At 49.7% G+C, this 21,859-nt stretch carries 22 protein-coding genes; 6 read left to right on the plus strand and 16 right to left on the minus strand.

Annotated features, from left to right (window positions below; translation table 11 throughout):
• Positions 1–9 precede the first annotated feature (9 nt).
• The 5 genes from yiaK to AC3RPL_RS08820 all read right to left on the minus strand — a co-directional run bounded on the left by yiaK (position 10) and on the right by AC3RPL_RS08820 (position 5,840).
• Entirely contained in the window at positions 10–1,008 is a 999-nt protein-coding gene (gene yiaK, locus AC3RPL_RS08800) for a 3-dehydro-L-gulonate 2-dehydrogenase (RefSeq protein WP_034934050.1), read from the minus strand.
• A 245-nt stretch (positions 1,009–1,253) separates the two neighbouring features.
• Positions 1,254–2,084 (minus strand): SMP-30/gluconolactonase/LRE family protein, encoded by an 831-nt coding sequence (locus tag AC3RPL_RS08805; RefSeq protein WP_490739690.1) that lies wholly within the window; start codon positions 2,082–2,084, stop codon positions 1,254–1,256.
• A 15-nt stretch (positions 2,085–2,099) separates the two neighbouring features.
• Positions 2,100–3,200, minus strand: coding sequence for an ABC transporter substrate-binding protein (locus AC3RPL_RS08810; RefSeq protein WP_490739691.1), 1,101 nt, complete (start codon positions 3,198–3,200; stop codon positions 2,100–2,102).
• Complete coding sequence (locus AC3RPL_RS08815; RefSeq protein WP_490739692.1) at positions 3,197–4,291, minus strand: ABC transporter permease; 1,095 nt, start codon at positions 4,289–4,291, stop codon at positions 3,197–3,199. The genes AC3RPL_RS08810 and AC3RPL_RS08815 overlap by 4 nt, the downstream gene beginning before the upstream one ends.
• A gap of 22 nt (positions 4,292–4,313) precedes the next feature.
• Positions 4,314–5,840 carry a sugar ABC transporter ATP-binding protein gene (locus AC3RPL_RS08820; RefSeq protein WP_490739693.1) on the minus strand — a complete coding sequence of 509 codons (1,527 nt, stop codon included), beginning with the start codon at positions 5,838–5,840 and terminating at the stop codon, positions 4,314–4,316.
• A gap of 326 nt (positions 5,841–6,166) precedes the next feature.
• On the opposite strand from AC3RPL_RS08820, the gene AC3RPL_RS08825 reads away from it, so the two are divergent.
• Positions 6,167–6,979, plus strand: coding sequence for an IclR family transcriptional regulator (locus AC3RPL_RS08825; protein WP_490739694.1), 813 nt, complete (start codon positions 6,167–6,169; stop codon positions 6,977–6,979).
• Between the two features lie 77 nt (positions 6,980–7,056).
• Here the strand turns inward: AC3RPL_RS08825 and AC3RPL_RS08830 are convergent, their stop codons facing one another.
• Complete coding sequence (locus tag AC3RPL_RS08830; RefSeq protein WP_490739695.1) at positions 7,057–7,764, minus strand: RES family NAD+ phosphorylase; 708 nt, start codon at positions 7,762–7,764, stop codon at positions 7,057–7,059.
• A complete protein-coding gene (locus tag AC3RPL_RS08835) occupies positions 7,757–8,428 on the minus strand; it encodes a hypothetical protein (protein ID WP_490739696.1) in 672 nt (223 codons plus the stop codon). The genes AC3RPL_RS08830 and AC3RPL_RS08835 overlap by 8 nt, the downstream gene beginning before the upstream one ends.
• Before the next feature lie 156 nt (positions 8,429–8,584).
• Here AC3RPL_RS08835 and AC3RPL_RS08840 point away from each other — a divergent pair, with 156 nt between their 5' ends.
• On the plus strand, positions 8,585–8,770 hold the full coding sequence (locus AC3RPL_RS08840) for a hypothetical protein (protein ID WP_490739697.1): 186 nt from the start codon (positions 8,585–8,587) through the stop codon (positions 8,768–8,770).
• A 189-nt stretch (positions 8,771–8,959) separates the two neighbouring features.
• Here the strand turns inward: AC3RPL_RS08840 and AC3RPL_RS08845 are convergent, their stop codons facing one another.
• A complete protein-coding gene (locus AC3RPL_RS08845) occupies positions 8,960–9,979 on the minus strand; it encodes an AI-2E family transporter (RefSeq protein WP_490739698.1) in 1,020 nt (339 codons plus the stop codon).
• 368 nt (positions 9,980–10,347) lie between these two features.
• Positions 10,348–10,689 (minus strand): helix-turn-helix domain-containing protein, encoded by a 342-nt coding sequence (locus AC3RPL_RS08850; protein ID WP_490739699.1) that lies wholly within the window; start codon positions 10,687–10,689, stop codon positions 10,348–10,350.
• A gap of 583 nt (positions 10,690–11,272) precedes the next feature.
• Between AC3RPL_RS08850 and AC3RPL_RS08855 the strand changes: the two genes are divergently transcribed.
• Positions 11,273–11,419, plus strand: a complete 147-nt coding sequence (locus AC3RPL_RS08855; RefSeq protein WP_490739700.1) for a hypothetical protein — start codon at positions 11,273–11,275, stop codon at positions 11,417–11,419.
• Positions 11,420–11,638: 219 nt separating this feature from the next.
• Here the strand turns inward: AC3RPL_RS08855 and AC3RPL_RS08860 are convergent, their stop codons facing one another.
• Positions 11,639–12,115 carry an RrF2 family transcriptional regulator gene (locus AC3RPL_RS08860; protein ID WP_490739701.1) on the minus strand — a complete coding sequence of 159 codons (477 nt, stop codon included), beginning with the start codon at positions 12,113–12,115 and terminating at the stop codon, positions 11,639–11,641.
• 202 nt (positions 12,116–12,317) lie between these two features.
• A complete protein-coding gene (locus AC3RPL_RS08865) occupies positions 12,318–13,190 on the minus strand; it encodes an NAD(P)-dependent oxidoreductase (protein ID WP_490739702.1) in 873 nt (290 codons plus the stop codon).
• A 273-nt stretch (positions 13,191–13,463) separates the two neighbouring features.
• On the opposite strand from AC3RPL_RS08865, the gene AC3RPL_RS08870 reads away from it, so the two are divergent.
• Positions 13,464–14,648: a sugar transporter gene (locus AC3RPL_RS08870; protein ID WP_490739703.1), complete on the plus strand. Its 1,185-nt coding sequence runs from the start codon at positions 13,464–13,466 to the stop codon at positions 14,646–14,648.
• Positions 14,649–14,691: 43 nt separating this feature from the next.
• Here the strand turns inward: AC3RPL_RS08870 and rhaM are convergent, their stop codons facing one another.
• The 4 genes from rhaM to rhaB are packed head-to-tail and all read right to left on the minus strand — an operon-like array spanning position 14,692 to position 18,573.
• Positions 14,692–15,006 (minus strand): L-rhamnose mutarotase, encoded by a 315-nt coding sequence (gene rhaM, locus AC3RPL_RS08875; protein ID WP_490739704.1) that lies wholly within the window; start codon positions 15,004–15,006, stop codon positions 14,692–14,694.
• On the minus strand, positions 14,996–15,838 hold the full coding sequence (gene rhaD / locus AC3RPL_RS08880) for a rhamnulose-1-phosphate aldolase (RefSeq protein WP_490739705.1): 843 nt from the start codon (positions 15,836–15,838) through the stop codon (positions 14,996–14,998). The genes rhaM and rhaD overlap by 11 nt, the downstream gene beginning before the upstream one ends.
• A 9-nt stretch (positions 15,839–15,847) precedes the next feature.
• Positions 15,848–17,104, minus strand: coding sequence for an L-rhamnose isomerase (locus AC3RPL_RS08885; protein ID WP_490739706.1), 1,257 nt, complete (start codon positions 17,102–17,104; stop codon positions 15,848–15,850).
• The gene (gene rhaB, locus AC3RPL_RS08890) at positions 17,101–18,573 is read right to left on the minus strand and encodes a rhamnulokinase (protein ID WP_490739707.1); all 1,473 of its coding nucleotides are present in this window, start codon (positions 18,571–18,573) and stop codon (positions 17,101–17,103) included. Before rhaB ends, AC3RPL_RS08885 begins: the two co-directional genes overlap by 4 nt.
• 300 nt (positions 18,574–18,873) lie before the next feature.
• On the opposite strand from rhaB, the gene rhaS reads away from it, so the two are divergent.
• Positions 18,874–19,701 (plus strand): HTH-type transcriptional activator RhaS, encoded by an 828-nt coding sequence (rhaS, locus tag AC3RPL_RS08895; RefSeq protein WP_490739708.1) that lies wholly within the window; start codon positions 18,874–18,876, stop codon positions 19,699–19,701.
• Positions 19,702–19,709: 8 nt separating this feature from the next.
• On the plus strand, positions 19,710–20,567 hold the full coding sequence (gene rhaR / locus AC3RPL_RS08900) for an HTH-type transcriptional activator RhaR (protein ID WP_490739709.1): 858 nt from the start codon (positions 19,710–19,712) through the stop codon (positions 20,565–20,567).
• Between the two features lie 14 nt (positions 20,568–20,581).
• On the opposite strand, the gene rhaT is transcribed toward rhaR, so the two are convergent.
• Positions 20,582–21,616 (minus strand): L-rhamnose/proton symporter RhaT, encoded by a 1,035-nt coding sequence (gene rhaT / locus AC3RPL_RS08905; protein ID WP_490739710.1) that lies wholly within the window; start codon positions 21,614–21,616, stop codon positions 20,582–20,584.
• Positions 21,617–21,859: the final 243 nt, after the last annotated feature.

The following is a 21,859-nucleotide window of genomic DNA, read 5'->3' on the forward strand; positions in this document are numbered from 1 at the left end:
TATCCTCTGTTACAGTGCCTGAATGTGCGTCCACACCCTTTCATCTACCGGAATACCCAGCCGTTCGTTCTCAGCACGCAGCTTCGGAAAACGCTCCCCCGGCAGACGTACTGCCTGCTGATTCTCGGCACGCTCGGCACCAGTCACAGAAGCGCGGATCCGCTGTAACTTTTGGTCACGCGTTTCGCCGTCAATCAGGCGATCAACGTCAATGGCCATAAACACCTGCGAGATACCAAATTCATCACCGTTGTCTTCAGTGACCTCAGTTACCGAAGCGCCGTTTGATAGCAGGGTTGCGAGCATGTCAAGCACGATCGACAGCGCGGACCCTTTCCAGTAACCCATGGGCAAAATGCGGCGGTTTTTTTCGATAGTTCCGGGATCGCGCGTGTATGAACCGTCATCATCAAAACCCCCATCTACCGGTAAGGTTTTTCCTGCGAGCCGGTTCACTTCCAGCATCCCGTAAGAAAACATCGACATTGACATATCAACCATGGTGATGGGCTCACCCGGCACGGCAACAATCAGCGGGTTGGTGCCGATAGTGCAGTTTTTTGCTCCCCATGCCGGCATCACTGCAATTGAGTTCGTCCAGCAAATGCCAACGTAGCCCTTTTCAGCTGCCTGCCAGCCATAACTGCCGCCTCGCATCCAGTGGTTAGCATTGCGTAATGCCACCAGGCCAATGCCATGAGCGCTGGCGAGCTCCATAGCCCGGTTCATCATGCTGTGCGCGGTGATATTGCCGATGGCACGCCCGGCATCCCACTGTTCAATAGCACCCAGTGACAGCACTTTTTCCGCTGAAGCATCGGGCAAGATGTGTCCGGCATCCAGCTGTTGGATGAAACGGCCAAACCGGTTGACGCCATGTGAATAAACGCCGTTCAGGCTGGTTTCGGTAAACATCGCGGCACAGGCGGTGGCCTTGTCCTCTGACACATTTCGACTTAACAGGACGCGAAGGAATTCCTGGTATAACTGCTGATGACTGATTCTCATGACGGCTGCATCCTTCTCATTATCACATCTGAATTTCATATGTTGGAATGTGATTTCAAATAAATACTATAAGGAAAGCAGTAGTGAGTCAAAGAAATGCGACTTTATTATTTCGTTTAAAATCATATGTTTATTTTTTTAGTTGACTTTTGTGATCGTACGCAGATTGGTCAGGATTGAGGCATGGCAAAGCCGGGGAAGGTTATACTGCCCCGGTTTTCAATGCGCATTGTTACCATGCCGGATTAGTGAAGATGCACCCGGTACAGCGACGTGGTGGCGGTGATATACAGCTCGCTGCCATCAGGGCCGCCTAAAGTGCAATTGGATACCCGCTCTGGCAGTGCAATTTTGCCGTGCTTCCGGCCGCCGCTGTCAAAAATGATCACCCCATCAGCACAGCTGCAATAGATATTGCCACGACCATCCACACAAAATCCGTCAGGAAAACCCGGCGAGACCTCGACCAAAAAACGCCCTGCTGACAACTGATGACCATCAACGTTATAGACGCGTAACTCCCTGCGTCCTGAAACGGGAAAATCCACCACTGACATATCGGCCACATACAGCAGGCTTTCATCCGGCGAGAACGCTAATCCATTGGGGCGTTGCAGGTCGCTGGCGGCGATGGCAAGCTGCCCGCTATCGGGATCAAAGCAGTAAAGATAACAACCTATCACCTGGCTATGCGCAGCATACCCCTCTTCATCATTGATGATTCCGTAGGGTGGATCGGTAAACCAAATGGTGCCGTCAGAGTGCACAACCACATCATTTGGGGAGTTAAAGCGCTTGCCTTCCACCCTGTCCACCAACAGTGTCACGCTGCCATCATGTTCAGAGCGACTGATGCCGCGTCGGCCATGCTCACAACTGATTACACGGCCTTCACCATCGCAGGCATTGCCGTTAGCGTAGTTCGAGTTGGCCCGCCAGAGGCTTAACTCACCGTTACGCTGCCAGCGGAACATACGGTTGCCTTTTACATCACTGAACACCACCGCATCCTGTTCGGGTAACCAGACCGGCCCTTCAGCCCAGATAGCGGGAGAACAAAGTTTTTCAACTTCCATCACGACTGCCCTCCTTTATTTCACGCCCCAGATAGCTTTGTAGTGACCTTGATAGTCGTTAGCCGGGTCGTAATTATTTTGGGGACCACCATCACTGGCGATATTTTCTTTGGTGATTAAATGTGCGGGAGTGACATATCCGGAAGACGGTTGTCCGGCAAAAGCACGATTGAACTCGTCAAGTAGCTGCCACCCATGCAGTTTTAGCGGTTCCGCCACGGTGGCAATCTGGCTGTCACCGTTCCGGATGCGCTGAAAGGCTGAAATTGAACCGTCGCCAGCGGAGATATTGAAAGGCGCATGGCTGCCACCTTTACCGGCCGTTTTTAACGCCGGGGCCATAAAATCAAAATAGAGATCGTTTATCGCCAGAGCGTACTGGAAATGATCGCCGTGTTTTTGCAATAAACTGAATGTCATTGAAGGCATACGGTTTGAGGTATCAGCCAGCGGCGTATCAATGAATTCGACGACCTTACAACCACTGCATTTCTCAATCTCCTGCTTCATGGTGTTGGCTTTATCGAGTGCTATCTGATAAAGCGAGTCGGTGAAAATCAGCACCTCCGCCTTCCCTCCGGAGCGCACCACGGCGTACTGCGCAGCCAGACGAGCCACATCATTCGAATCAGAGGTGATGTTGTTGGTGATGCCATATTTTTCAACGGGTCCCGGCTGCGGCTCCGCATGCCATGCCATCAGCACGATTTTCTGCTCCCGGGCTTTTTTCAACGGAATTTTTGCCACATTCGGGTTCCAGCCACCAATAACGATGCCATCCGGATGCTGCGCAATCGCCTGATTCAGCGCCGAAAGTTGATCTTTAACTGAACCGCCTCCATCAAGGGTTTCGAGTTGCCAGCCAGCCACTTTTGCGGCTTCACTGAGGCCCTGTTGCACCCCCTGCACACCGCCATTTTTCATATCTGAAGCGATAAAGATGATTTTTTTGCCAAGTTGCAGTTCAGGGCCGGTTTTCGGGCCATCCCAGCTACTGGCGCGGGCGGTGGCTTTTGCCACCGCAGCGGTTGCCGAATCAAGGTAGCTGTCTGCCTGCGCAGAAACGGATGCGACACAGATAGCTGCAAATGTGAGGCTTAATACCTTATTTTTCATGATGGATTTCCTGGCATGATGGTCTTTTGTTCGGGGTCAGAAGCCGGTGTGATCTGGCTGCGTACCACCGCTTTTTGATTCAACATTCTTCGACGCTGTGCGTATCCGGCAAGCGTGATCGACAGCAGCAGGGTCGCGCCGTTAAATAATGGCTCCACCCAGAAGTCGCCTCCGAACTGTTGGATACCTGCAATGCCGATAGCAAGGATGGCAATGCCCACCACGGTCCCCCAGACGTTAACGCGTCCCGGGCGAATTGTGGTGCTGCCAAGAAAGGCACCTACCAGCGCGGGTAACAGATAATCCATACCGACACTGGCCTGGCCGACACCCTGTTCTGCTGCGATCAGTACCCCGCTGAAACCCGTCAGGACGCTGGAGGCAATAAACGTTTCGATGATGTATTTGTTCACCGCGATGCCGTTCAAACGTGCTGCGGTTGGATTGCCCCCCACTGCATACATACAACGGCCAAGAGGTGTGTGCTCAGTGATCAACCACAGCACCAGCGCGACGATCAACACATAGAATGCCCCCACCGGAATACCAAACAGTTCGGTATGATGCAGAGCACTGAACGCATCAGGCAGGTCACCAACAATCTGTCTGCCACCTGAATGCCACAAAGCCACGGCATACAGGACGGTACCGGACCCCAGTGTCGCGACAAAGCTGTCTATATCTGCCAGCGCAACAAGAATACCGTTGAGCAAACCATAAAGTGCAGAGACGACCAGTACCGTCAGCACCGCCATCTGCCATGAAAACCCGTATTCAACCTGTAGGGTGATCGCGAGGATATGCCAGAGGACAATGCCAAATCCCACATTCAGATCGATTTTCCCGACAATCATCGGAAGCGTTGCGGCCAGTGCCAGCAACGCGATTTTTGCCTTGCTGGACAGAATCGCCTGCAAAGTCAGCATTGAAGCAAATGATGGAGATAATACTGAAAATAACAGGGTCAGTAACACGCAGAGCAACAACAGGCCGTAGCGGGTCATCATCTGCATGGCCCAGGGTGCCAGACCATGTTGTGCCAGGCTGACTCTTTGCTCCAGCGCAGTGGATTTTATAGATGTTTTTGACATGACTTTTCTCCTGCCTTCCTTCTCAGACAAGGGTTAATGGGGCAACACTGCTGGCAGAAGCCAGTTCCAGCAAACCGGCAAACGTCACTTGCTCATTCTTTAATTCCCCCACGACCTGGCCACGGTTAAAGACCAGCGCCCGGTTGCAAATGTGGGCGATCTCCTCAAGATCATTTGAAATCACCAGCACTGCGACACCTTCGGCCAGCGCCTTATTGAGCAAATGATAAATCTCTTCTCTTGCCCCCACGTCAACGCCCGCTGTCGGGTCTTCGAGTATCAGCAACGGGGCATTGAGATGCATCCAGCGAGCCATCACTACTTTTTGCTGATTGCCACCGGACAACGCAGCGATATCCAGATTGACGTCTTTGGGACGGACGTCGAACAACTGAACTTTCCACCAGCTTGCTCCCATTTCGGCACGACGCCCGTAGCGGGAAAGGAGACGATGACCACTGGCGCAGGGGTTCAGAAACAGGTTTTCACGCACACTCATTGACATCACCAGACTTTCGCCCGTTCTGTCTCCCGCCACCAACGAGACACCCGCAGCCATCGCCTGCTGCGGCGTGTGCGGACTGAAGGGGCGATCGCGGAACTGCACACTGCCTGAAGTCGCGCGCCCCAGACCAAACAGCAGGCGTCCAATTTCCTCCTGTCCGGCACCCCGCAATCCCGCCAGGGCCAGCATTTCGCCCGGTTGCAGGCTGAACGTTACCGGGCCGACGTCTTCTATGCAGAGTTGCTGTAACGCCAGCACCGGCTTGCCTGCTTCCGGCAGCGGCTGGCGTTGATTTCCTTCCAGCGCTTCGCCAACAATCATTTCAACCAGATCGCGCAGCTGATAGTCCACCGTATTCCCCGTGGCTACCCGCTTACCATCACGCATCACGCAGATTCTGTCGGCAATTTCAATCACCTCATCCAGCCGGTGGGTGACGTATATCATGCCAACCTGACGACTTTTGAGGCGGTTGATGACTTCAAAAAGGTGGCGTACGTCATTAGCAGGTAACGAGGCCGTTGGTTCATCCAACACCAGAACCTCTGCGTTAACAGCTACCGCGCGGGCGATCGCAAGGAGTGATTTTTCTGTACGGGATAATTCAAAAACCCGGGCGTCGGGATCCAGCATGATCCCCACCTCCTCCAGCGCGATCCGCGCGCGTTTACGTACGGCCCGCCAGTCGATAAGCCCGCAACGTCGGGTAAATCCCATGACCAGTGCCATATTTTCCGCCACCGACATCCACTCAATAAGGCCAAGGTCCTGATGAATAAATGCGACAGGCTGGTGTGTCGCGGTTTTCAGACTGGCTGCGGATGCAATGCTGGCATCATGGAAACGGATGTCTCCCTCATCCCAGCTATGAACACCCGCCATGACTTTTATCAGCGTTGATTTACCTGCCCCGTTCTCTCCAAGTAAGGCGACAACTTCACCAGGAAAAACGTCCAGACTGACATCGTTAACTGCGGGGTTGCCACCAAAACGTTTGGTGATATGGCTCAGAGTAAGAATCGGTTTTGTGGGGCTTTGCTGCATTAGCGCCTCCGGTTTGTTCCTGGTGAACATCAACAGCGGCGTCTGGTTTGCAACGCCGCCAAATTTCAACATACGAAACATGATTCCAAAAAAATATTATTCCTCAAAGAGGCGAAAAGCAAAAAAGAGTTGAGGAAATATTTTCAATAAAAACAATATCATGAAATAAATGTTGCGAATTTGTGATGTATAACTCACTTCCCATGAGGTTTTTTTTTCCTCAGAATTCATATTCAATCTGGCTGACTATTCCCTGCGTGGAGTGCCTGGGTTAAGATCTGTCGGCCGCGCTGACGCCGGAGAGTGAAAACGAAGAGGAAGTGGGGATGGTAGAAAAAGCAGGAAAAGTAAAAGAAGAGAAAAGCGACAAACCACTTGGTACGCAAAGTCTGTTTCGTGGCTTACAGCTTATTGAACTGCTGAGCAATTATCCGAACGGTTGCCCACTGGCCAATCTGGCTGAATTATCCGGCATGAATAAAAGTACGGTGCATCGCCTGTTGCAGGGTTTGCATACCAGCGGCTACGTCACTCAGGCGCCATCACAAGGGAGCTACCGCCTGACGACGAAATTTATCTCCGTCGGGCAAAAAACACTTTCCTCGCTGAATATTATTCATGTCGCTGCCCCCCATCTGGAAAGGCTGAATCTGGAAGTGGGCGAAACTGTCAATTTCTCCAGTCGCGAAGATGATCATGTCATTCTGATTTATAAGCTCGAACCCACAACAGGCATGATGCGCACTCGTGCTTATATTGGTCAGCATATGGACCTCTATTGCTCAGCGATGGGTAAAATTTTTATGGCCTGGGGCAGTGAAGATTATCTCGCCGAGTACTGGAACAGCCATCAGGATACTATCCAGAAATTAACAAAGAACACCATTACCTCATTGCCGGAGATGATGGAAGAGCTGAAGACAATTCGTCAGCTCAAGACGTCGATGGATCGGGAAGAAAATGAACTCGGTGTCTCCTGCATCGCCGCTCCCGTTTTCGACATTCAAAAACGTGTGCCTTATGCGGTGTCGATATCCCTGCCAACGGCCAAACTTCAGCAAACAGGAATTAAGGAATTGACCGCATCGGTAGTTGCTACCGCCCGTCAAATTTCCGCAGAGTTAGGTTTCGTTGATTAGACAGCGACAGAGGCCATCGCTGATTATCTGTTTCTCGCTGATTTCCGGGGTCTGGTCACTTTACCCTGCTCTGGCTTTCACTCCTTGCCAGGCACAATAAAGACATCAAGCCTGCCAGCCAGCGCTATCACATCGTCGTAAGTCGCGGGATCGTACACCAGACTACGTGACTCACCTGTCTGGCAAAGCGAACCGGGGGTAATCCTGTCACCAAACAGCATCATCGAACATGCTTTGTCATCCTGCCTCAATACCCATATCAGTCCCTGCGCCGTCGGGTTTTGTTGATAAAGCTTTTCGGCCCATTTGCGGGTCATCGGATACTGATCCTTTTCAGTGTCGATTAACGCTTTGCGAGTAATACCCAACTTACGCAACGCCACACTGGGAAGGTCCAGCAATTCCAGATCATCCACAACCTCTATTGTGGAATGTACTTGCCCATTCAGCTTGCTTTTATCGTACGTTTTAACGCCGGGAGCGAACGGAACATCATGAAACACCGTCTCCATCATGGCGCAATCTTTGGTCACCCCTGCGTACATCGTCGGGACAGGCTCACCTTCAGCATTCAGTACAGGACTGAAGCGCGCGTTGCCACGCTTACCAGGATTAAACTGTTCGGCGGCATATTGCTCCTGATGGACCCGGTGTAATACCGTCCCTTTCTTTAGCAAGTAAGGGGTTGTATTGAGGGGACCAGGATGGGGATACGGCGTATTCCTGACCTTATCATGCTCTGGTTGTTCTGGCACCGCTTGTGTTCTGGTGGGACGCTTAGCCATGTTCTGGCCCTTGAACTTCATCCCTGGCAGCTGCAATCACCTGTTCAGGTTGAGTAGCCAACATGTCCTGCGGCCGTTTTCCACCCAGAAAGCTGTTGGCTGACAAAAACCAGAACGCCATGCCCCAGCCATCCTTATGATCCTTAAAAACCTCGATCACATCGGCCAGAGATTTGAGTGGCCGGAAGCCCTCATTCTTGTTCAAACCATAGGCCGGGAAGTAATCGACACCATTATGATGGATGGCAAAGATACGACCAGCCTTCTTCCACTTATTTGGCTGCGCACTTGGGTTGGCGGTGCTTAACTGTGCCAGCTCTGTCAGTTCGGCAGCAGTCAGCCAGTCACCACTTTCCAGCACGGCCTTACGTGCTTTAACCAACATTGCCACTTCTTTAATGATGTGTGGTGATGTCGGCGTGGATGGCACCAATGCCTCCGCCAGGCGTTGCAGCGTTGCACGACTTTGATGCTGTTGAAACACCCCAAGCATCGAAGATGCCATATTTGACAGATTTTCAAACAGAACTTTTGTCCCATGATTCTGATGTTCAAAAGCGACAACCAGCACTTGCTCGGCATGGGATTTGTCGAGACGACCTCTTACTTCTTTCGGGGTCCCAATCAGAGTGGAAACCCCATAGTGCTCTTTCTGGATAGTCATGAACGCTCTCCTGAACAGGTTATCAACATGATTAAATAATATCATATCTGTAATAACCTTCCAGAGTATTCTCCTCTCTTTCATTTCTCAGCCACACGCCCCGTCTGTACATCAACCGTTTCAACAATCAGTCCACCAACGGTAAAGGAGAAAAGTGTGGCGATTGATGAGGTGTTAAAAGACGAATTCGTCGATAAGAGTTTGATTAAATTTCAGATGTTTCAGTTGAGAAAATATGAAGTGAGCTGTTCTGATAATCAACATAATTCTTGTTATTCACAATTAACAAAGCACTCTAAGAAAATTAAAGTAAAAAATATTTTTATGCCTTTTAACGGATAACTATGCGATCGGTTCAGGCAGTGTGCGTTGCAAAGTAACAGGCTTTATGTGACAGGAAGGAACATGCAGTAAGTCAGTTTTCCCTCTGTAAAACAATGTTGGCATTTTTATATTTATAATTTTTCAATAGAAGATATGCCAACCTCATACAGACGGACATGATGAGAGTAAAAACCTATACCAGCCACTCTAAATCAGTCTTGCATATCTCAGTTCGACTTTAAGATAGGCGTAATACACCGGAGCAGCCACCACGCCGGCAAGGCCAAACGCGGATTCAAAGACCAGCATTGCCAGCAATATCTCCCATGTTTTGGCATTAATACGGCTACCAAAAATACGGGCGTTAATAAAGTACTCCAGCTTATGTACTGCGATCAGAAAAACCAGTGAGATTAAAGCTGCTTCGAGCGAAATCGACAGGCCGATCAGTAAAATAACCGTGTTGGAGATAAGATTGCCGATGATAGGTAACAGTCCGGCAATAAAGGTTACCACCACCACCGTTTTGGCAAACGGAAAATGCAATCCAAACAGTGGCAGGACGCCAAAAAGGAAACCGCAGGTTAATACGGTATTGACTAACGAGACTTTAATTTGTGCAAAGACAACGTTATGAAAAGAATCGGCCAACCTGCTAAGTCTTACCAGTAGCGCATGCTTAAGTGGCGCATCTTGTTTATCGCTACCACTAACCCGCAAAGAAATAATCGCACCCAGTAGCATGCCAATAAGCATCGTGGCAAAGGTATGTGCGGCATTGCGGCCAAAGGTTTGGACTACCACCAGATGCTCCCGTAACCAGAGCATCGCCTGATGCTGCAGTTCATCAATATCGGCGGGTAAATAGCGGGTAATGACAGGCGACAGGGTGTGCTGTGCGTCTTCAAGAAGTTTACTGGCCGCCGAGTGAAAAGCGGCAGGGTTCTGAAAATCATTCAGTAAAAATCCAATCAGCCTGGTTATGCCCAGCGCAAGCGCCAGTACCACGACCATGGTGAGGAAAAAGATAATAATCCAGCGCGCCATTGGCCCCTTGACCCACTTTTCTACCCACGGAGTCAGTGCCAGAATGGTTTCGTAAACGATAAAACCTGCAAGAAAACAGGGCAATAGTCGTAGTGGGAATATTGCAAACAGCGCAAGGGCAACCAGCAGATAGCTGACCCACTCACAAAGAACCTGTTTATCCAGTGATGAATTCCGCATTACGCTTCCCTGTCAGAAAAGTGAAGAAGATTACAATTCGCTGAGTATACAATGCGATGCAATCTTTGGGTAAGGACTGAATGATAAAGTGCAGAACTGCCTGTTGTCTGGCGTGGCACTACGTCCATTCGACTGGGAAAAGTACAGTTTATCTCTGGCTTGATCGTAGAAAACGGGAAATCCAGAAGTGGTTGTGAGCGGGTCTGCATTCTTAATATGAAAAGCGTCTCAAATGAGACAGGTATTGACGTAGTAAACGAGTGTGATTTACGAAATACCCCCTTCCCGTCCTGAAAATCAGGCTTTTTCCCCACTCAGATGGGTATTGCAGGGGCTGACACAAGTCCTGCAATACCATTGTGAGGATATCAGGAGCAGGCACTGACCTGAGACTGCCGCCGCCATGCTCCAGGAGACTGACCAAACTGGCGTTTGAAGCTATGATTAAACGATTGCTGGGAATCGAAACCAAAAGAGATCGCCACATCAAGAATCGGCTCACCGCCCCTGGCGAGACGCTCAGCCGATTTTTTCAGGCGACGGGCACGGATATATTCCCCCAGAGGATATCCGGTGTATTGTTTGAACATCCTTTGCAGATGCCATTTGGAGTAACCTGCCCGTCGGGCTACGGTATCCAGATCCATTTTTCCTTCGATGTGCGTTTCAATCCATTTAACAAGATCGTTTATAAAATCATCATGGCTCATGCTCTCCCCCTTAGTGATTCTGTTGATACCAACCCGATACTGCTCACCAAATCACGGCTGCTGACAGATAAAAGTAACTTTCATAAGTGCATTTGCTTATCCTGGAGAACTCCACACTATAATGCAAGTATAATTGTTGCATTAAGTGCGATGCATGATACTGACCAGGTGTCTGGTTAGAGTTTCTTCCCGCAAATCACTAATGCTGAGAGTAAACGTTGTTTACGGTTTGCAGTTCATTACATTGCAGCTGGCAAAATCATTGATTTTTTTAAACACTAATTTTCTGCTGTTTATTATTGTTACCCAAAAAATAATTTTACCAGAATCAGATTATATAACTGTTTTATCATTAAATTAATCAAATGGCAGAGGGATGTCAGAAAAATATTTGTCAATTATCTGACTATTAGTAATGTGTTTTACAATATAAAATAATATTCATTCTTAAATTATCCTGAATAATAAATTGCTTACATAAGTTAAATTGATTATTTTTATTTGCGTCGACCTGGTGGCAGTTCCGATTTAATAAACTTTGTTACTTTTAATCATGTTAAAATAACTAATGAGGTTGAAAAGCATGCATGAATTAAATCAGTCAGAAAAGATTAAAGTTAGTGGCGCTTCAATTGAAACAAGTGCTTTGCTCGCCATGTATAACTCTGGCATGGGGGTAAATGATATCGCAGATATTATGTTGAATTCTGCCGATCAGGAAAAATATTGATTGGGAAAATCTTAATACCATTGCTGGTGAATCTGGTTATTACTACCACACAAACGATTATGGCATAACTTATAAAGTTACATGGGCTGATGTGGGCGGCTTCTATACGTTTAATCCTGTAGCTGTTTAACAATTTTCTCTGTTATTAAGACAGGATTATTTATTAAATGATAAAAGGGACATCATGGTGATGTCCCTTTGTTTGTTACCTGAAATATTTCAGCTGTCCTGACTGATTTTATCCGTACCACTAATCCCTTCCGGGTGACGGCGGTCCCGTTCATAGATCTCCTTTAACGCATCCGCCACCGTACGTCTGGCCAGCACGCTCATTGAGGCCTGCTCCGCTTCACGCGCAAGCTCTTTAAAAAACCAACAGGTATTAGCGCTGACCAGGCAGCGGGCTGGCACTTCTGGTCTTCCTGCCAGCAAAGGTTTATCTTCCAGCACCGAAGTATAGATATCACACAGGGTTATCTCTTCAGCCGGGCGCCCCAGTCTGATGGTCCCTGCCCGCCCGAGTGTTGCAACGATGATGCCGTCACGGGTCAACGGCACCATCATTTTGCGAACAAAGCTTGGATTAGCGTCCAGCCCCATCGCCAGAATTTTGCTGGTGCTGCGTTTACCTTCCCGCTCCGCCTGGGCTATACAGAGCACCATTTGTAGGGCCGTAGGAAAACGAATATCAAGCATGTTCTAGTCCTTGCTTTCAATTGCACACCACTGTAACAGTGGTGGTTTTAAAAGCCTTTAAAATCAAATTGTTGAAAATAAAAAACACTAAATTAATATAACAAATACTGTTGCGTTTTAGAAGATTGTCAGTAAGCGATTACTGCTATTAGCTGTATCACGCTGAAATACAGGCAATTATGGTAGTTAATCTTGACAAATATCAGCCCTTATTCTCAGCCAGGTACTGGCTGACTACCGAAAGATCTTTCTCTCCATATCCTGCGTTAACCGCTTCCTGCCAGAGTTCTGCGATCGTTTCCAGTCCCGGAAGTCGACTTTCAGATGCAGCGGCGAGCGCCAGTCTGGCATCTTTAAGCGCCCAGCTGAGGTGCATTTGTGGCTCATAGCTCCCCTGCTTTATCATATCCAGTTTGCTTTTCGCATAAGGCACAGCCAGCGGCCCGCCTTCAAGCGTGTTCCATAACTCATCAGGGCTGAAACCCAGCGTCTGAGCGATCTGATGGCTCTCGGCCAGCCCCTGCACCATTGAAATCAGCCAGGCGTTAACGACCAGCTTCATCCGTGATGCACGACCTGCTTCGCCCAACCATTTGGTTTCTCTTGCTATAGCTGAAAATACCTGCTCAGCGGCTTGAGCATTCTGGCGTTCACCACTTGCCAGCACCACGATCTGCGCATTTTCTGCCGGGGATTTGGTCCCGGAAACCGGGGCATCAAGAAAAATGACATCTGAACGTTGTGCTGCAAAACCGGCAATAAGCCTTTCTGTCGCATCGACGCCAATGGTTCCCATTTGCGCGACTATTGCTCCCGGCTTAAGCTCAGGCAGAATCTGATGCATTACATTTTCCGTGCTGTTTGCATCTGCCAGCATGCTGATCACCACATCAGCCTGTTGTACCGCCTGTTGCGGTGACGCGGTAAGTAGCAACCCGGCGTCCTCCAGATCTTCACCGCGTGCCTTTGTCCGGTTCCAGCCACAGGTTGTGAAATGTTTTTTAAGCAGGTTGGCAGCAAAAGCGTGCCCCATCGCCCCCAGGCCCAGTACTGCCACACAAGGAAGTGAACTCATTGCATAACCCCTTAATCGTTCGCAGGAGTGGCACTAAAGCCACCTTTCACAGCCCAGGATAGCGCAATCTGCCATACTGTGCCTGTAAAAAGCGCCGCTATTTTTGTACGGTGGCACCGTTTAAAGACGATGAGCGAAGGAGATGATGCGTGAATTTACAAAAAAGATAATTTTCAGATGTCATCTGCCTGCCAGATCGAACACAATATGCAATCTTCTTCCTTATTTCGCCTGGTGTGAAATTAATCCGCTACCAATAAGCTGTTAACTTCAATGCAATCAACCACTGTTTCACGCAAAGTTGCATGGTTACGTGTCATCATGTTAGCCATTGCTGCGTTCATTTTTAATACCACCGAATTTGCGCCAGTAGGACTGTTGTCTGACATCGCCCTGAGTTTCTCAATGCCCACTGCTCAGGTGGGATTGATGCTGACTATTTATGCATGGGTGGTTGCACTGCTTTCACTGCCTATGATGTTACTGACCCGTAACATTGAGCGGCGTTTTCTGCTGACGGGCATTTTTCTGCTGTTTGTTGTCAGTCATGCGTTATCCACAGTGGCATGGAGTTTTAATATTCTGGTGGTGTCCAGAGTAGGTATCGCTCTGTCGCACGCTATTTTCTGGTCAATAACCGCTTCACTGGCGATCAGGGTCGCACCGGCAGGCAAAAAAACCCAGGCTCTGAGTATGTTAGCAACAGGGACAGCACTGGCTATGGTGTTGGGCCTGCCTGTTGGCCGAATGATTGGTCAACTGCTTGGCTGGCGGGTGACATTCGGGGTGATTGGCGCCGTGGCGCTGGCAACGATGCTTTGTCTGATGAAGCTGCTGCCAAAACTACCCAGTGAACATACTGGTTCTTTAAAAAGTGTGCCGATGTTATTTAAGCGTCCCGCGCTGGTTACGCTCTATCTGCTTATTGCCGTGGTGGTGACGGCGCATTACACCGCTTACAGCTATATTGAGCCGTTTATTCAGACCGTTGCCGGAATGGGTGAAAATTTCACCACTTTTCTGTTACTGATATTTGGTGCCGCCGGCATTATTGGTAGCATCCTGTTCAGTACGGCAGGAAATAAATTTCCCGCAGCCTTTCTGACCGGTTCGATTGCGATCATTTCTCTGTGTATGCTGTGTTTGTATATTGCCGCCACTCAGAGTATCGCTATTGCAACATTATGTATTCTCTGGGGTATGTCGATGATGATCATCGGTCTGGCGGTACAGGTGCGTGTGCTGACCCTTGCTCCGGATGCCACAGATGTTGCCATGTCACTGCTGTCTGGTATCTACAATATCGGCATTGGCGGTGGTGCACTGTTGGGGAATCAGGTCAGCCAGCATCTTAACATGGCGAGTATCGGCTATGTGGGAGGCGGTATTGGCGTGATTTCTCTGATATGGTGCGTATGGAGTATGCGGCGTTATCCTCAGTTGCGTATTAACGGCTGAAGAAAAACGGGCGGTTTGTCAGAATGGCAAACCGCCCTTTTTACTACTCAAGATAAAACACAGAAAACAATTCATTACTGACCGGGCTACAGTCGGCATTCGATGGCATCAGCTCACACATTGAGCGCCACCACCGCTGGCAGACCTCGGTTTGCGCCACCGCGTTCCAGCGTTCCTCCGACTCGATATCCACCACGCCAAACAGCAAATTACGTGACGCATCAAGAAAGATACTGTAATGATGCGCTCCGTGTTTTTTTAACGTCCCGGCCAGTTCCGGCCAGATGGGATTATGTCGGCGCTGGTATTCCTGATGCCTGTCGGCATGAATCTGCATCACGAAGGCTTTACGCAACATAGGGATGCCTGGCGTCCAGCGCTGCCTGCCAGGGTTTTACGTTGAAACGCTCACCCAGGGCTATGAGTTCTTTTGTCGAAATACTTTGTCTCATGCCACCCATCGACAGCACTTTCACCACAACTTCTGAAGACTTCTCAGCGGTATCGATCAGGCCAAAAGTCTCATCCAGCGTAGGACCTGCGCCGAAGATACCGTGGAAAGGCCACATGACCAGGCTGTGTGAAGCCATTTTTTCTGCCGTGGCATCACCAATACCGTCAGTACCCGGTACCATCCAGGGCACGATCCCCACCCCGTCAGGAAACACCACCAGGCACTCTGTACTTCCTTCCCACAACAAGCGCGTAAAGACGGCAGAATCCAGCTCTGTCACATAGCTTAGTGACATAAAGTTAGTCGCATGACAGTGCATAATCACCCGATCAATGCCATTGCTGACTTTCATTCGTATGGCGTGTGACTGGAAATGTGAAGCCAGTTCAGAAGTCGGCAAACCACCATTGGTTAACCCCCAGTAAATACTGTAGGCACGACCATCTTCGCTGACACGCAGCAGCACCAGACTGTCGGCAGGATCCAACTGAACATTACGGAAAAATTTGCCGGAACCGGTGACCAGGAACCAGCAGCCAGCGAGAGCAGGTGCAGGCTGGCTCAGCTCGATATTGCGAGGCTGCTGGTAAAAGTCCTGTGCGAAGGGTTTTACCTCCTCTTCAAGCAGGCGCAGACTGACATTGCCGCCGTTGCGTTCATCCCACCCTTTAAGCCACATATCACTGGTAGCTTTGACCATTCCCTGGACAAACCAGGAAGTCAGAATGTGTTGCATAATAGACCCTTAGCGTTTACTGAGAATGTGTTGTTCATAATGACGTACCTCACCAAGCCAGCTGGCATCCGCCGGAACATCGTGACGCAGACAGTAAGTCTCCCAAACCGCCTGCCAGGGCAGGCATTTCTGCTCTTCCAGCAATGCCAGGCGAGAGGTGTAATCTCCTTCCAGTTCCAGTTTTTTTAATCGGTCAACAGGTTCCAGCAACGCCCGTAGCAGTGCTTTTTTCGTATTACGCGTGCCTATCACCCACGCCGCGATACGATTAATTGAGGCATCAAAGAAATCCAGGCCGATATGCACCTTATCGAATAATTTCTGGCGGACAATTTCGCTGGCAATCGCCTGAGTCTCATCATCCAGTAACACCACATGGTCGCTGTCCCACCTGACCGGACGACTGACGTGTAACAACAGGCGCGGTACATAAAGCATGGCGGTAGAAATTTTGTCTGAAATCACTTCAGTTGGATGGAAATGTCCGGCATCCAGTGTCAGTGCCGTCTGGCGGCTGGCAGCGTAGCCGAGGCAAAATTCATTCGACCCCACGGTGTAACTTTCCGCCCCAATACCAAACAGTTTGCTCTCCACCGCATCAATGTGCTGGGCCGGGTTCAGTTTTTCACTGATTACCTCATCAAGAGAATTCATCAGACGTTCGCGTGGCGCGAAGCGATCAACGGTCAGATCTTTCATACCATCCGGTACCCAGATATTCATGACCGATGGTGTTCCTGTCTGCTCACCGAACCAGGCCGAAACCCGCCGGCTGGCTTTACAATGTTCAATCCAGAACTGACGCACTTCCCTGTCGGCACTGGAGAGGGTAAAACCACTCTCACTCATCGGATGCGAAAAACAGGATGGATTGAAATCCAGGCCCACCTGATTTGCTTTGGCCCATTCAACCCACTGCGCGAAATGCTCCGGTCGGATATCACTCCGCTCAACGGGTTTGTCGCTTTCCAGATAGATAGCATGCAGATTCAGCCTTTTTGCGCCCGGGATCAGCGACATGGCCTTATCCACATCCGCCCGCAACTCTGTGGCATTACGGGCTTTTCCCGGATAATTGCCGGTGGCCTGAATTCCTCCGGTCAGCGATCCCTGCGGATTCTCAAACCCACGCACGTCATCACCCTGCCAGCAATGCATGGATACCGGTATTTTATCCAGCTGGGCCATAGCGGCGTTAACATCAATACCGATCTCTGCAAAACGCTGTTTTGCCAACTCGAACGCCTGTTCGATTGCTCGGGTCATATACATAGCTCCTTAGCCGTGTCTGTCAGTGACTGAAAAAGTGGCCAACTACGCCGCCAGACATCACTGACCTGTGGGGTATAAGTTTTTAACGGAAAATTTTGTTTGATCAGCTGGCGAAAGTGCGTCACATCGCGCACCTCACCACAGGCAATTAACTGGCAGCCAACATTGCCCAGCGTCGAGGCTTCAACCGGCCCGGCCAGCACCGGAATACCACAAGCATCAGCGCATAGCTGGTTGAGTAGCGGGTTCTGGCAACCGCCGCCAACAATGTGCAATTGCCTGAACGGTGCACCGCGTACCTGTTCCAGCTCCTGCAACACCTGGCGATAAAAAAGAGCCAGACTGTCGAAGATACATCTGGCCAGTGCCGCCGGACTGGTGGGTTGCGGCATCCCCCGCTCCACGCATGCATTCTGAATTTCACAAACCATGCTGGCAGGATTGATAAAACGAGGATCGTTTGGATTAATTAATGCACGACAGGCCGTATGTACCCTGGCTTCAGCAATCAGGGAGTCCAAATCCTCAATTGACAGTTCGCTGCAAACACGCTGCAACAGCCACAGTCCCATGATGTTTTTCAACACCCGATAACGCCCCTCTGCCCCGCCCTCATTGGTGATGTTCAACATCAGCGCGGCGTCGTTGTTATAGGGTTCCAGGCTTTCAAACCCCATCAGCGACCAGGTGCCTGAGCTTAACCATGCTGAATCATGGTTGGTCAGGGGGGCCGCCAGAACGGCACTGGCGGTGTCATGCGTAGCTACGGCGACAACAGGCACTTCTTCCCCGGATGCGCTCTGCCAGCACCCTGGCTGATTACCAGGCAGTGAAGGTTTGCCAAACCAGTCCGGATTCACCCCCGCCCACTGCATCAGCGTCGTATCCCATTCACCACTGTTGATATTCAGCAATTGAGTGGTTGTGGCGTTGGTGTATTCCCAGTTCATCTCACCGGTCAGTTTGTAGTGAAAGTAATCGGGGATCAGCAACGCGTGGCGAACGTCTTTCAGCCACGCTGCTTTGCTTTCCGACAATGCTCGTAGCTGATAAAGCGTGTTGAAAGGAAGAAACTGAATGCCGGTACGTTTATAGATGGTTTCACGCCCCAGTTCACAGCAGGCCTGTTCCTGAATACCATGAGTTCTGTCATCTCGATACGCCACCGGCAGGCCGATACGCTTACCCTGTTTATCCAACAGAATAAAATCCACTCCCCAGGTATCAATTCCAATGCTGTCCGCATGGATGCCGTCCGGTTCGAGAGTATGTAGCGCGTCAAAAATAAACTTTTCCAGCGCGTCTATGTCCCAGCACTGAAAATCACTCAGCGTGACAAGGCGATTTTTCGTCCTGGCTATTTCCTGTAACGCAAGTTCTCCGTTATGTGAATCAAAGCGGGCCAACATGACGCGACCGCTGGACGCGCCCAGGTCGATGGCAACACAATTTCGTATGCTCATGGTATTGGCTTCCTGTCAGTTCAATGACGACAGTGTAAAAGCCAGCCTGTTTACTACCTTCCCTCTACTGCCAGACAACGCCTCCTGCTGGCAACACAACAAAGGTAAGAGTGAATCAGCTCACACTTTTATTTTTGAATCACGACGTTATGGGATGTGATGCCACGCGCAATTTTCGAATTTTACGCCGGGTGTTCTTGAATAATTCGCCAGCCGACAACCGTTTTATGTCGAAAATTCAAGGTGGAAAGAGAGCTCTGGCAGTAAAATTTCCCGATTGAAATTGAGAGAGGAAACATCATGACGGTGTTACACAGCGTGGATTTTTTCCCCGACGGCGGATTCCCGGTCGCGATTGAACCCCGTGCGCCTCAAAGCGCCTTTCCGGAGCATTATCATGATGATTTCCATGAAATCGTTATCGTTGAGCAAGGTGCCGGCGTGCATATTTTCAACGGCGAGCCAAAACCGCTGTGTGGCGGTTGTATCTGCTTTGTACGCAATCATGACCGTCATATGTATGAGCAGACCGAGCAGCTGGTGCTGACCAACGTTCTGTATCGGGGACCGGAAGCTTTTCGATTTGTCGCGGGCTTTCAACATCTGCTGCCACAGGAGTGTAATGGGAATTACCCTTCTCACTGGCGTATCAACAGCAAAGTGCTGGGGCAGACCAGGCAACTGATAAATGAAATGAAAAAAGATCGCCTGCCGCTTTGCGTTGAGACTCAGGCCGAACAGGAGATGCGCTTTATGCAGCTGTTGCTACTGTTGCGTCGGGGATGCAGTGAACAACAGGGTGGCGATCAGTATGACAGGATGCATGGTTTACTGGACTGGCTGGCCGATCATTTTCACGAGGAAATCGACTGGGAGATGCTGGCAGAGCAATTCTCACTTTCGCTCAGAACACTGCATCGGCAGCTTAAACAGCAAACCGGCAGCACGCCACAGCGTTATTTGAATCGCCTGCGGCTGTTACAGGCCAGGCATCTGCTACGACACAGTGAAATGCGTATCACGGACATCGCCTTTCACTGCGGATTTGGTGACAGTAATCACTTTTCCACACTTTTTAAACGTGAGTTTGGCACCTCTCCGCGTACCATCAGGCAAAATGACCTGTGAGGTGAACTTTGGACGTGCCCCTTCGTCTGGCTAAAGCCGACTATTTTCCTTCAGAACTGATGCCTGTGGTGGTTGCTGACCGTAGTCCACAGCCCTCTTTTCCCCCGCACCTGCATGAATTTAGCGAACTGGTCCTCGTCTGGCGTGGTAATGGTCTTCACGTGATGAATGAGCATCCGTGGTTGATTACCTGTGGCGATCTGTTCTATGTCGGACCGGATGATTGCCACAGCTATGAGTCAGTTAATAATCTGGTTCTCGACAATGTTATTTACTGTCCTGAACGATTCTGTCCGGGTCTGGATTTGCAGCAGTTTCTGCCACAGCATGAGGCAGCCTGGCGTCTGACAACGCGAGGAATGGCCCTTGCGCGGGGGGTGATCCTGCAACTCTCACAGGAGTGTCATAAAAGCGATCAACTCTCACGTCAGTTATCGGAAACACTCTTTTTACAACTGGTGCTGATTTTGCAACGTCACCGCTATAAAGCAGATTGTGCGTGGCAACTGCCCGAAGGGGAACAGCTGGATTTACTGATGTCGGCAATACAGGGACAGATTGGCGATAATTTTGATTTGGGTGCTTTCTGCGAACAGCACCAACTGTCAGAGCGCGCCCTTAAACAGCTCTTTCGTCAACAGACCGGCATGATGCCTGCGCAGTACATACGGCAGCTTAAACTGTGCAAAGCAAAGTTTTTGCTACGAAGCAGCGAGCTTTTGATTGGTGAAGTTGCGGCAAATTGTGGCTTTGACGACAGTAACTACTTTTCGGTGGTATTTACCCGCGAAACCGGCATGACGCCAACGGCTTTTCGTCAGCAGTTTCAACATCATGCCCGACGCGTCAAAATGATGCCATCATGATATAGCGTCTGCCTTCACGACATCATCCCTGCTCCAACAATATTCGCCGCAAGAATAATTACCAGACACCCGCCGCAAAGCAGACAAACCGGACGACGCCCGACGTTTTTCCACTCTTTGAGGATCAGTCCCACCACACCACCGCACAGCACATAGAAACTCATATGCAACATCCAGCTGATAAAGTCATACTGTGCCGGGATGCGGGCGTGCCCCCATGCATAGAAAAAAAACTGCAAATACCAAAGGGTGCCCCCTGTTAAAGACAGCAGCAAATTACTGATTAGCAGCGATTTTGTTAATGAAAAATCGGCTTTTACTGACAAATTTGAAGCGGTGGCAAGACGAAAAAAACAATAACCCAGATTGACTACCGCACCGCCTGCCATAATCACCACATAACTGGGCAGTGCCGTATAAAGTGGATCAATTCCCAGTGCCGCAGCAGCCTCATGCATAGGTTTAGCCGCATTCATAGCAAACGACATGCCAGCCGAAAATACGCCGCACATCACCGCCAGCAGCAGTCCCTTTTTGAGACTGAACTCCTCGGTAGTTGTTCCCATTGCCCGCTCTTTCAGCTGTCCCGCTCGTGAAACAATAGCGACTCCAGCCAATGCAACCATTATTCCGGTGAGTGTCAGCTCTCCACCTGCCGAACTGAACAGGTCAGTAAAACGCCCCTGAAGTAGCGGTGTCATCAAGGTGCCAACCACCAGCGTCACGCCTATCGACGTCCCAATACCCAGAGACATGCCCAGGTAGCGCATGGTCAGGCCATAGTTGATATTGCCGATGCCCCACATCGCGCCAAAAAGAAATACTGGCATCAGCTGCGTTACGGAAAAAGCGCTGTAATATTGCCAGACATTTGGTAGCAGGATGCTACTTATCAGCCAGGGTAACAGGATCCACGACATGATTCCGCCAATCGACCACATTGTTTCCCATGACCAGTGACGAACTTTTTTAAAGGGGGCATAAAAACATGCTGCACTTGCGGCACCCACCAGATGCCAGAGAATGCCTGATACAATTGCCTGATTCATTATTGACTTCCTTCGCAGGTGATTAGATTTTGCAGTCTACGAAGTAAGCGGCTATTGCCACCTTAAGCTGGCTGACCAGAAAAAGGAAAATATGGCAAAATTCAGTAAATTTTGCTGATATTGGTCACAAATATCGTGCATGCTTATTTCCTGATAATTAAAATTTCATGCAACTGATTCAACGTTTTCTTTATGGTTCAATGTCAGGGCAATTTCAGCAGGCGTTAAGTTAAATCATAATTT

This window comes from Erwinia papayae (assembly GCF_058241465.1).

What these genes read in the sequence shown, in the direction of transcription:
- yiaK (WP_034934050.1), bottom strand. Translation starts at nt 1,008, where the DNA reads ATGAGAATCAGTCATCAGCAGTTATACCAGGAATTCCTTCGCGTCCTG.
- AC3RPL_RS08805 (WP_490739690.1), bottom strand. Translation starts at nt 2,084, where the DNA reads ATGGAAGTTGAAAAACTTTGTTCTCCCGCTATCTGGGCTGAAGGGCCG.
- AC3RPL_RS08810 (WP_490739691.1), bottom strand. Translation starts at nt 3,200, where the DNA reads ATGAAAAATAAGGTATTAAGCCTCACATTTGCAGCTATCTGTGTCGCA.
- AC3RPL_RS08815 (WP_490739692.1), bottom strand. Translation starts at nt 4,291, where the DNA reads ATGTCAAAAACATCTATAAAATCCACTGCGCTGGAGCAAAGAGTCAGC.
- AC3RPL_RS08820 (WP_490739693.1), bottom strand. Translation starts at nt 5,840, where the DNA reads ATGCAGCAAAGCCCCACAAAACCGATTCTTACTCTGAGCCATATCACC.
- AC3RPL_RS08825 (WP_490739694.1), top strand. Translation starts at nt 6,167, where the DNA reads ATGGTAGAAAAAGCAGGAAAAGTAAAAGAAGAGAAAAGCGACAAACCA.
- AC3RPL_RS08830 (WP_490739695.1), bottom strand. Translation starts at nt 7,764, where the DNA reads ATGGCTAAGCGTCCCACCAGAACACAAGCGGTGCCAGAACAACCAGAG.
- AC3RPL_RS08835 (WP_490739696.1), bottom strand. Translation starts at nt 8,428, where the DNA reads ATGACTATCCAGAAAGAGCACTATGGGGTTTCCACTCTGATTGGGACC.
- AC3RPL_RS08845 (WP_490739698.1), bottom strand. Translation starts at nt 9,979, where the DNA reads ATGCGGAATTCATCACTGGATAAACAGGTTCTTTGTGAGTGGGTCAGC.
- AC3RPL_RS08850 (WP_490739699.1), bottom strand. Translation starts at nt 10,689, where the DNA reads ATGAGCCATGATGATTTTATAAACGATCTTGTTAAATGGATTGAAACG.
- AC3RPL_RS08855 (WP_490739700.1), top strand. Translation starts at nt 11,273, where the DNA reads ATGCATGAATTAAATCAGTCAGAAAAGATTAAAGTTAGTGGCGCTTCA.
- AC3RPL_RS08860 (WP_490739701.1), bottom strand. Translation starts at nt 12,115, where the DNA reads ATGCTTGATATTCGTTTTCCTACGGCCCTACAAATGGTGCTCTGTATA.
- AC3RPL_RS08865 (WP_490739702.1), bottom strand. Translation starts at nt 13,190, where the DNA reads ATGAGTTCACTTCCTTGTGTGGCAGTACTGGGCCTGGGGGCGATGGGG.
- AC3RPL_RS08870 (WP_490739703.1), top strand. Translation starts at nt 13,464, where the DNA reads ATGCAATCAACCACTGTTTCACGCAAAGTTGCATGGTTACGTGTCATC.
- rhaM (WP_490739704.1), bottom strand. Translation starts at nt 15,006, where the DNA reads ATGTTGCGTAAAGCCTTCGTGATGCAGATTCATGCCGACAGGCATCAG.
- rhaD (WP_490739705.1), bottom strand. Translation starts at nt 15,838, where the DNA reads ATGCAACACATTCTGACTTCCTGGTTTGTCCAGGGAATGGTCAAAGCT.
- AC3RPL_RS08885 (WP_490739706.1), bottom strand. Translation starts at nt 17,104, where the DNA reads ATGACCCGAGCAATCGAACAGGCGTTCGAGTTGGCAAAACAGCGTTTT.
- rhaB (WP_490739707.1), bottom strand. Translation starts at nt 18,573, where the DNA reads ATGAGCATACGAAATTGTGTTGCCATCGACCTGGGCGCGTCCAGCGGT.
- rhaS (WP_490739708.1), top strand. Translation starts at nt 18,874, where the DNA reads ATGACGGTGTTACACAGCGTGGATTTTTTCCCCGACGGCGGATTCCCG.
- rhaT (WP_490739710.1), bottom strand. Translation starts at nt 21,616, where the DNA reads ATGAATCAGGCAATTGTATCAGGCATTCTCTGGCATCTGGTGGGTGCC.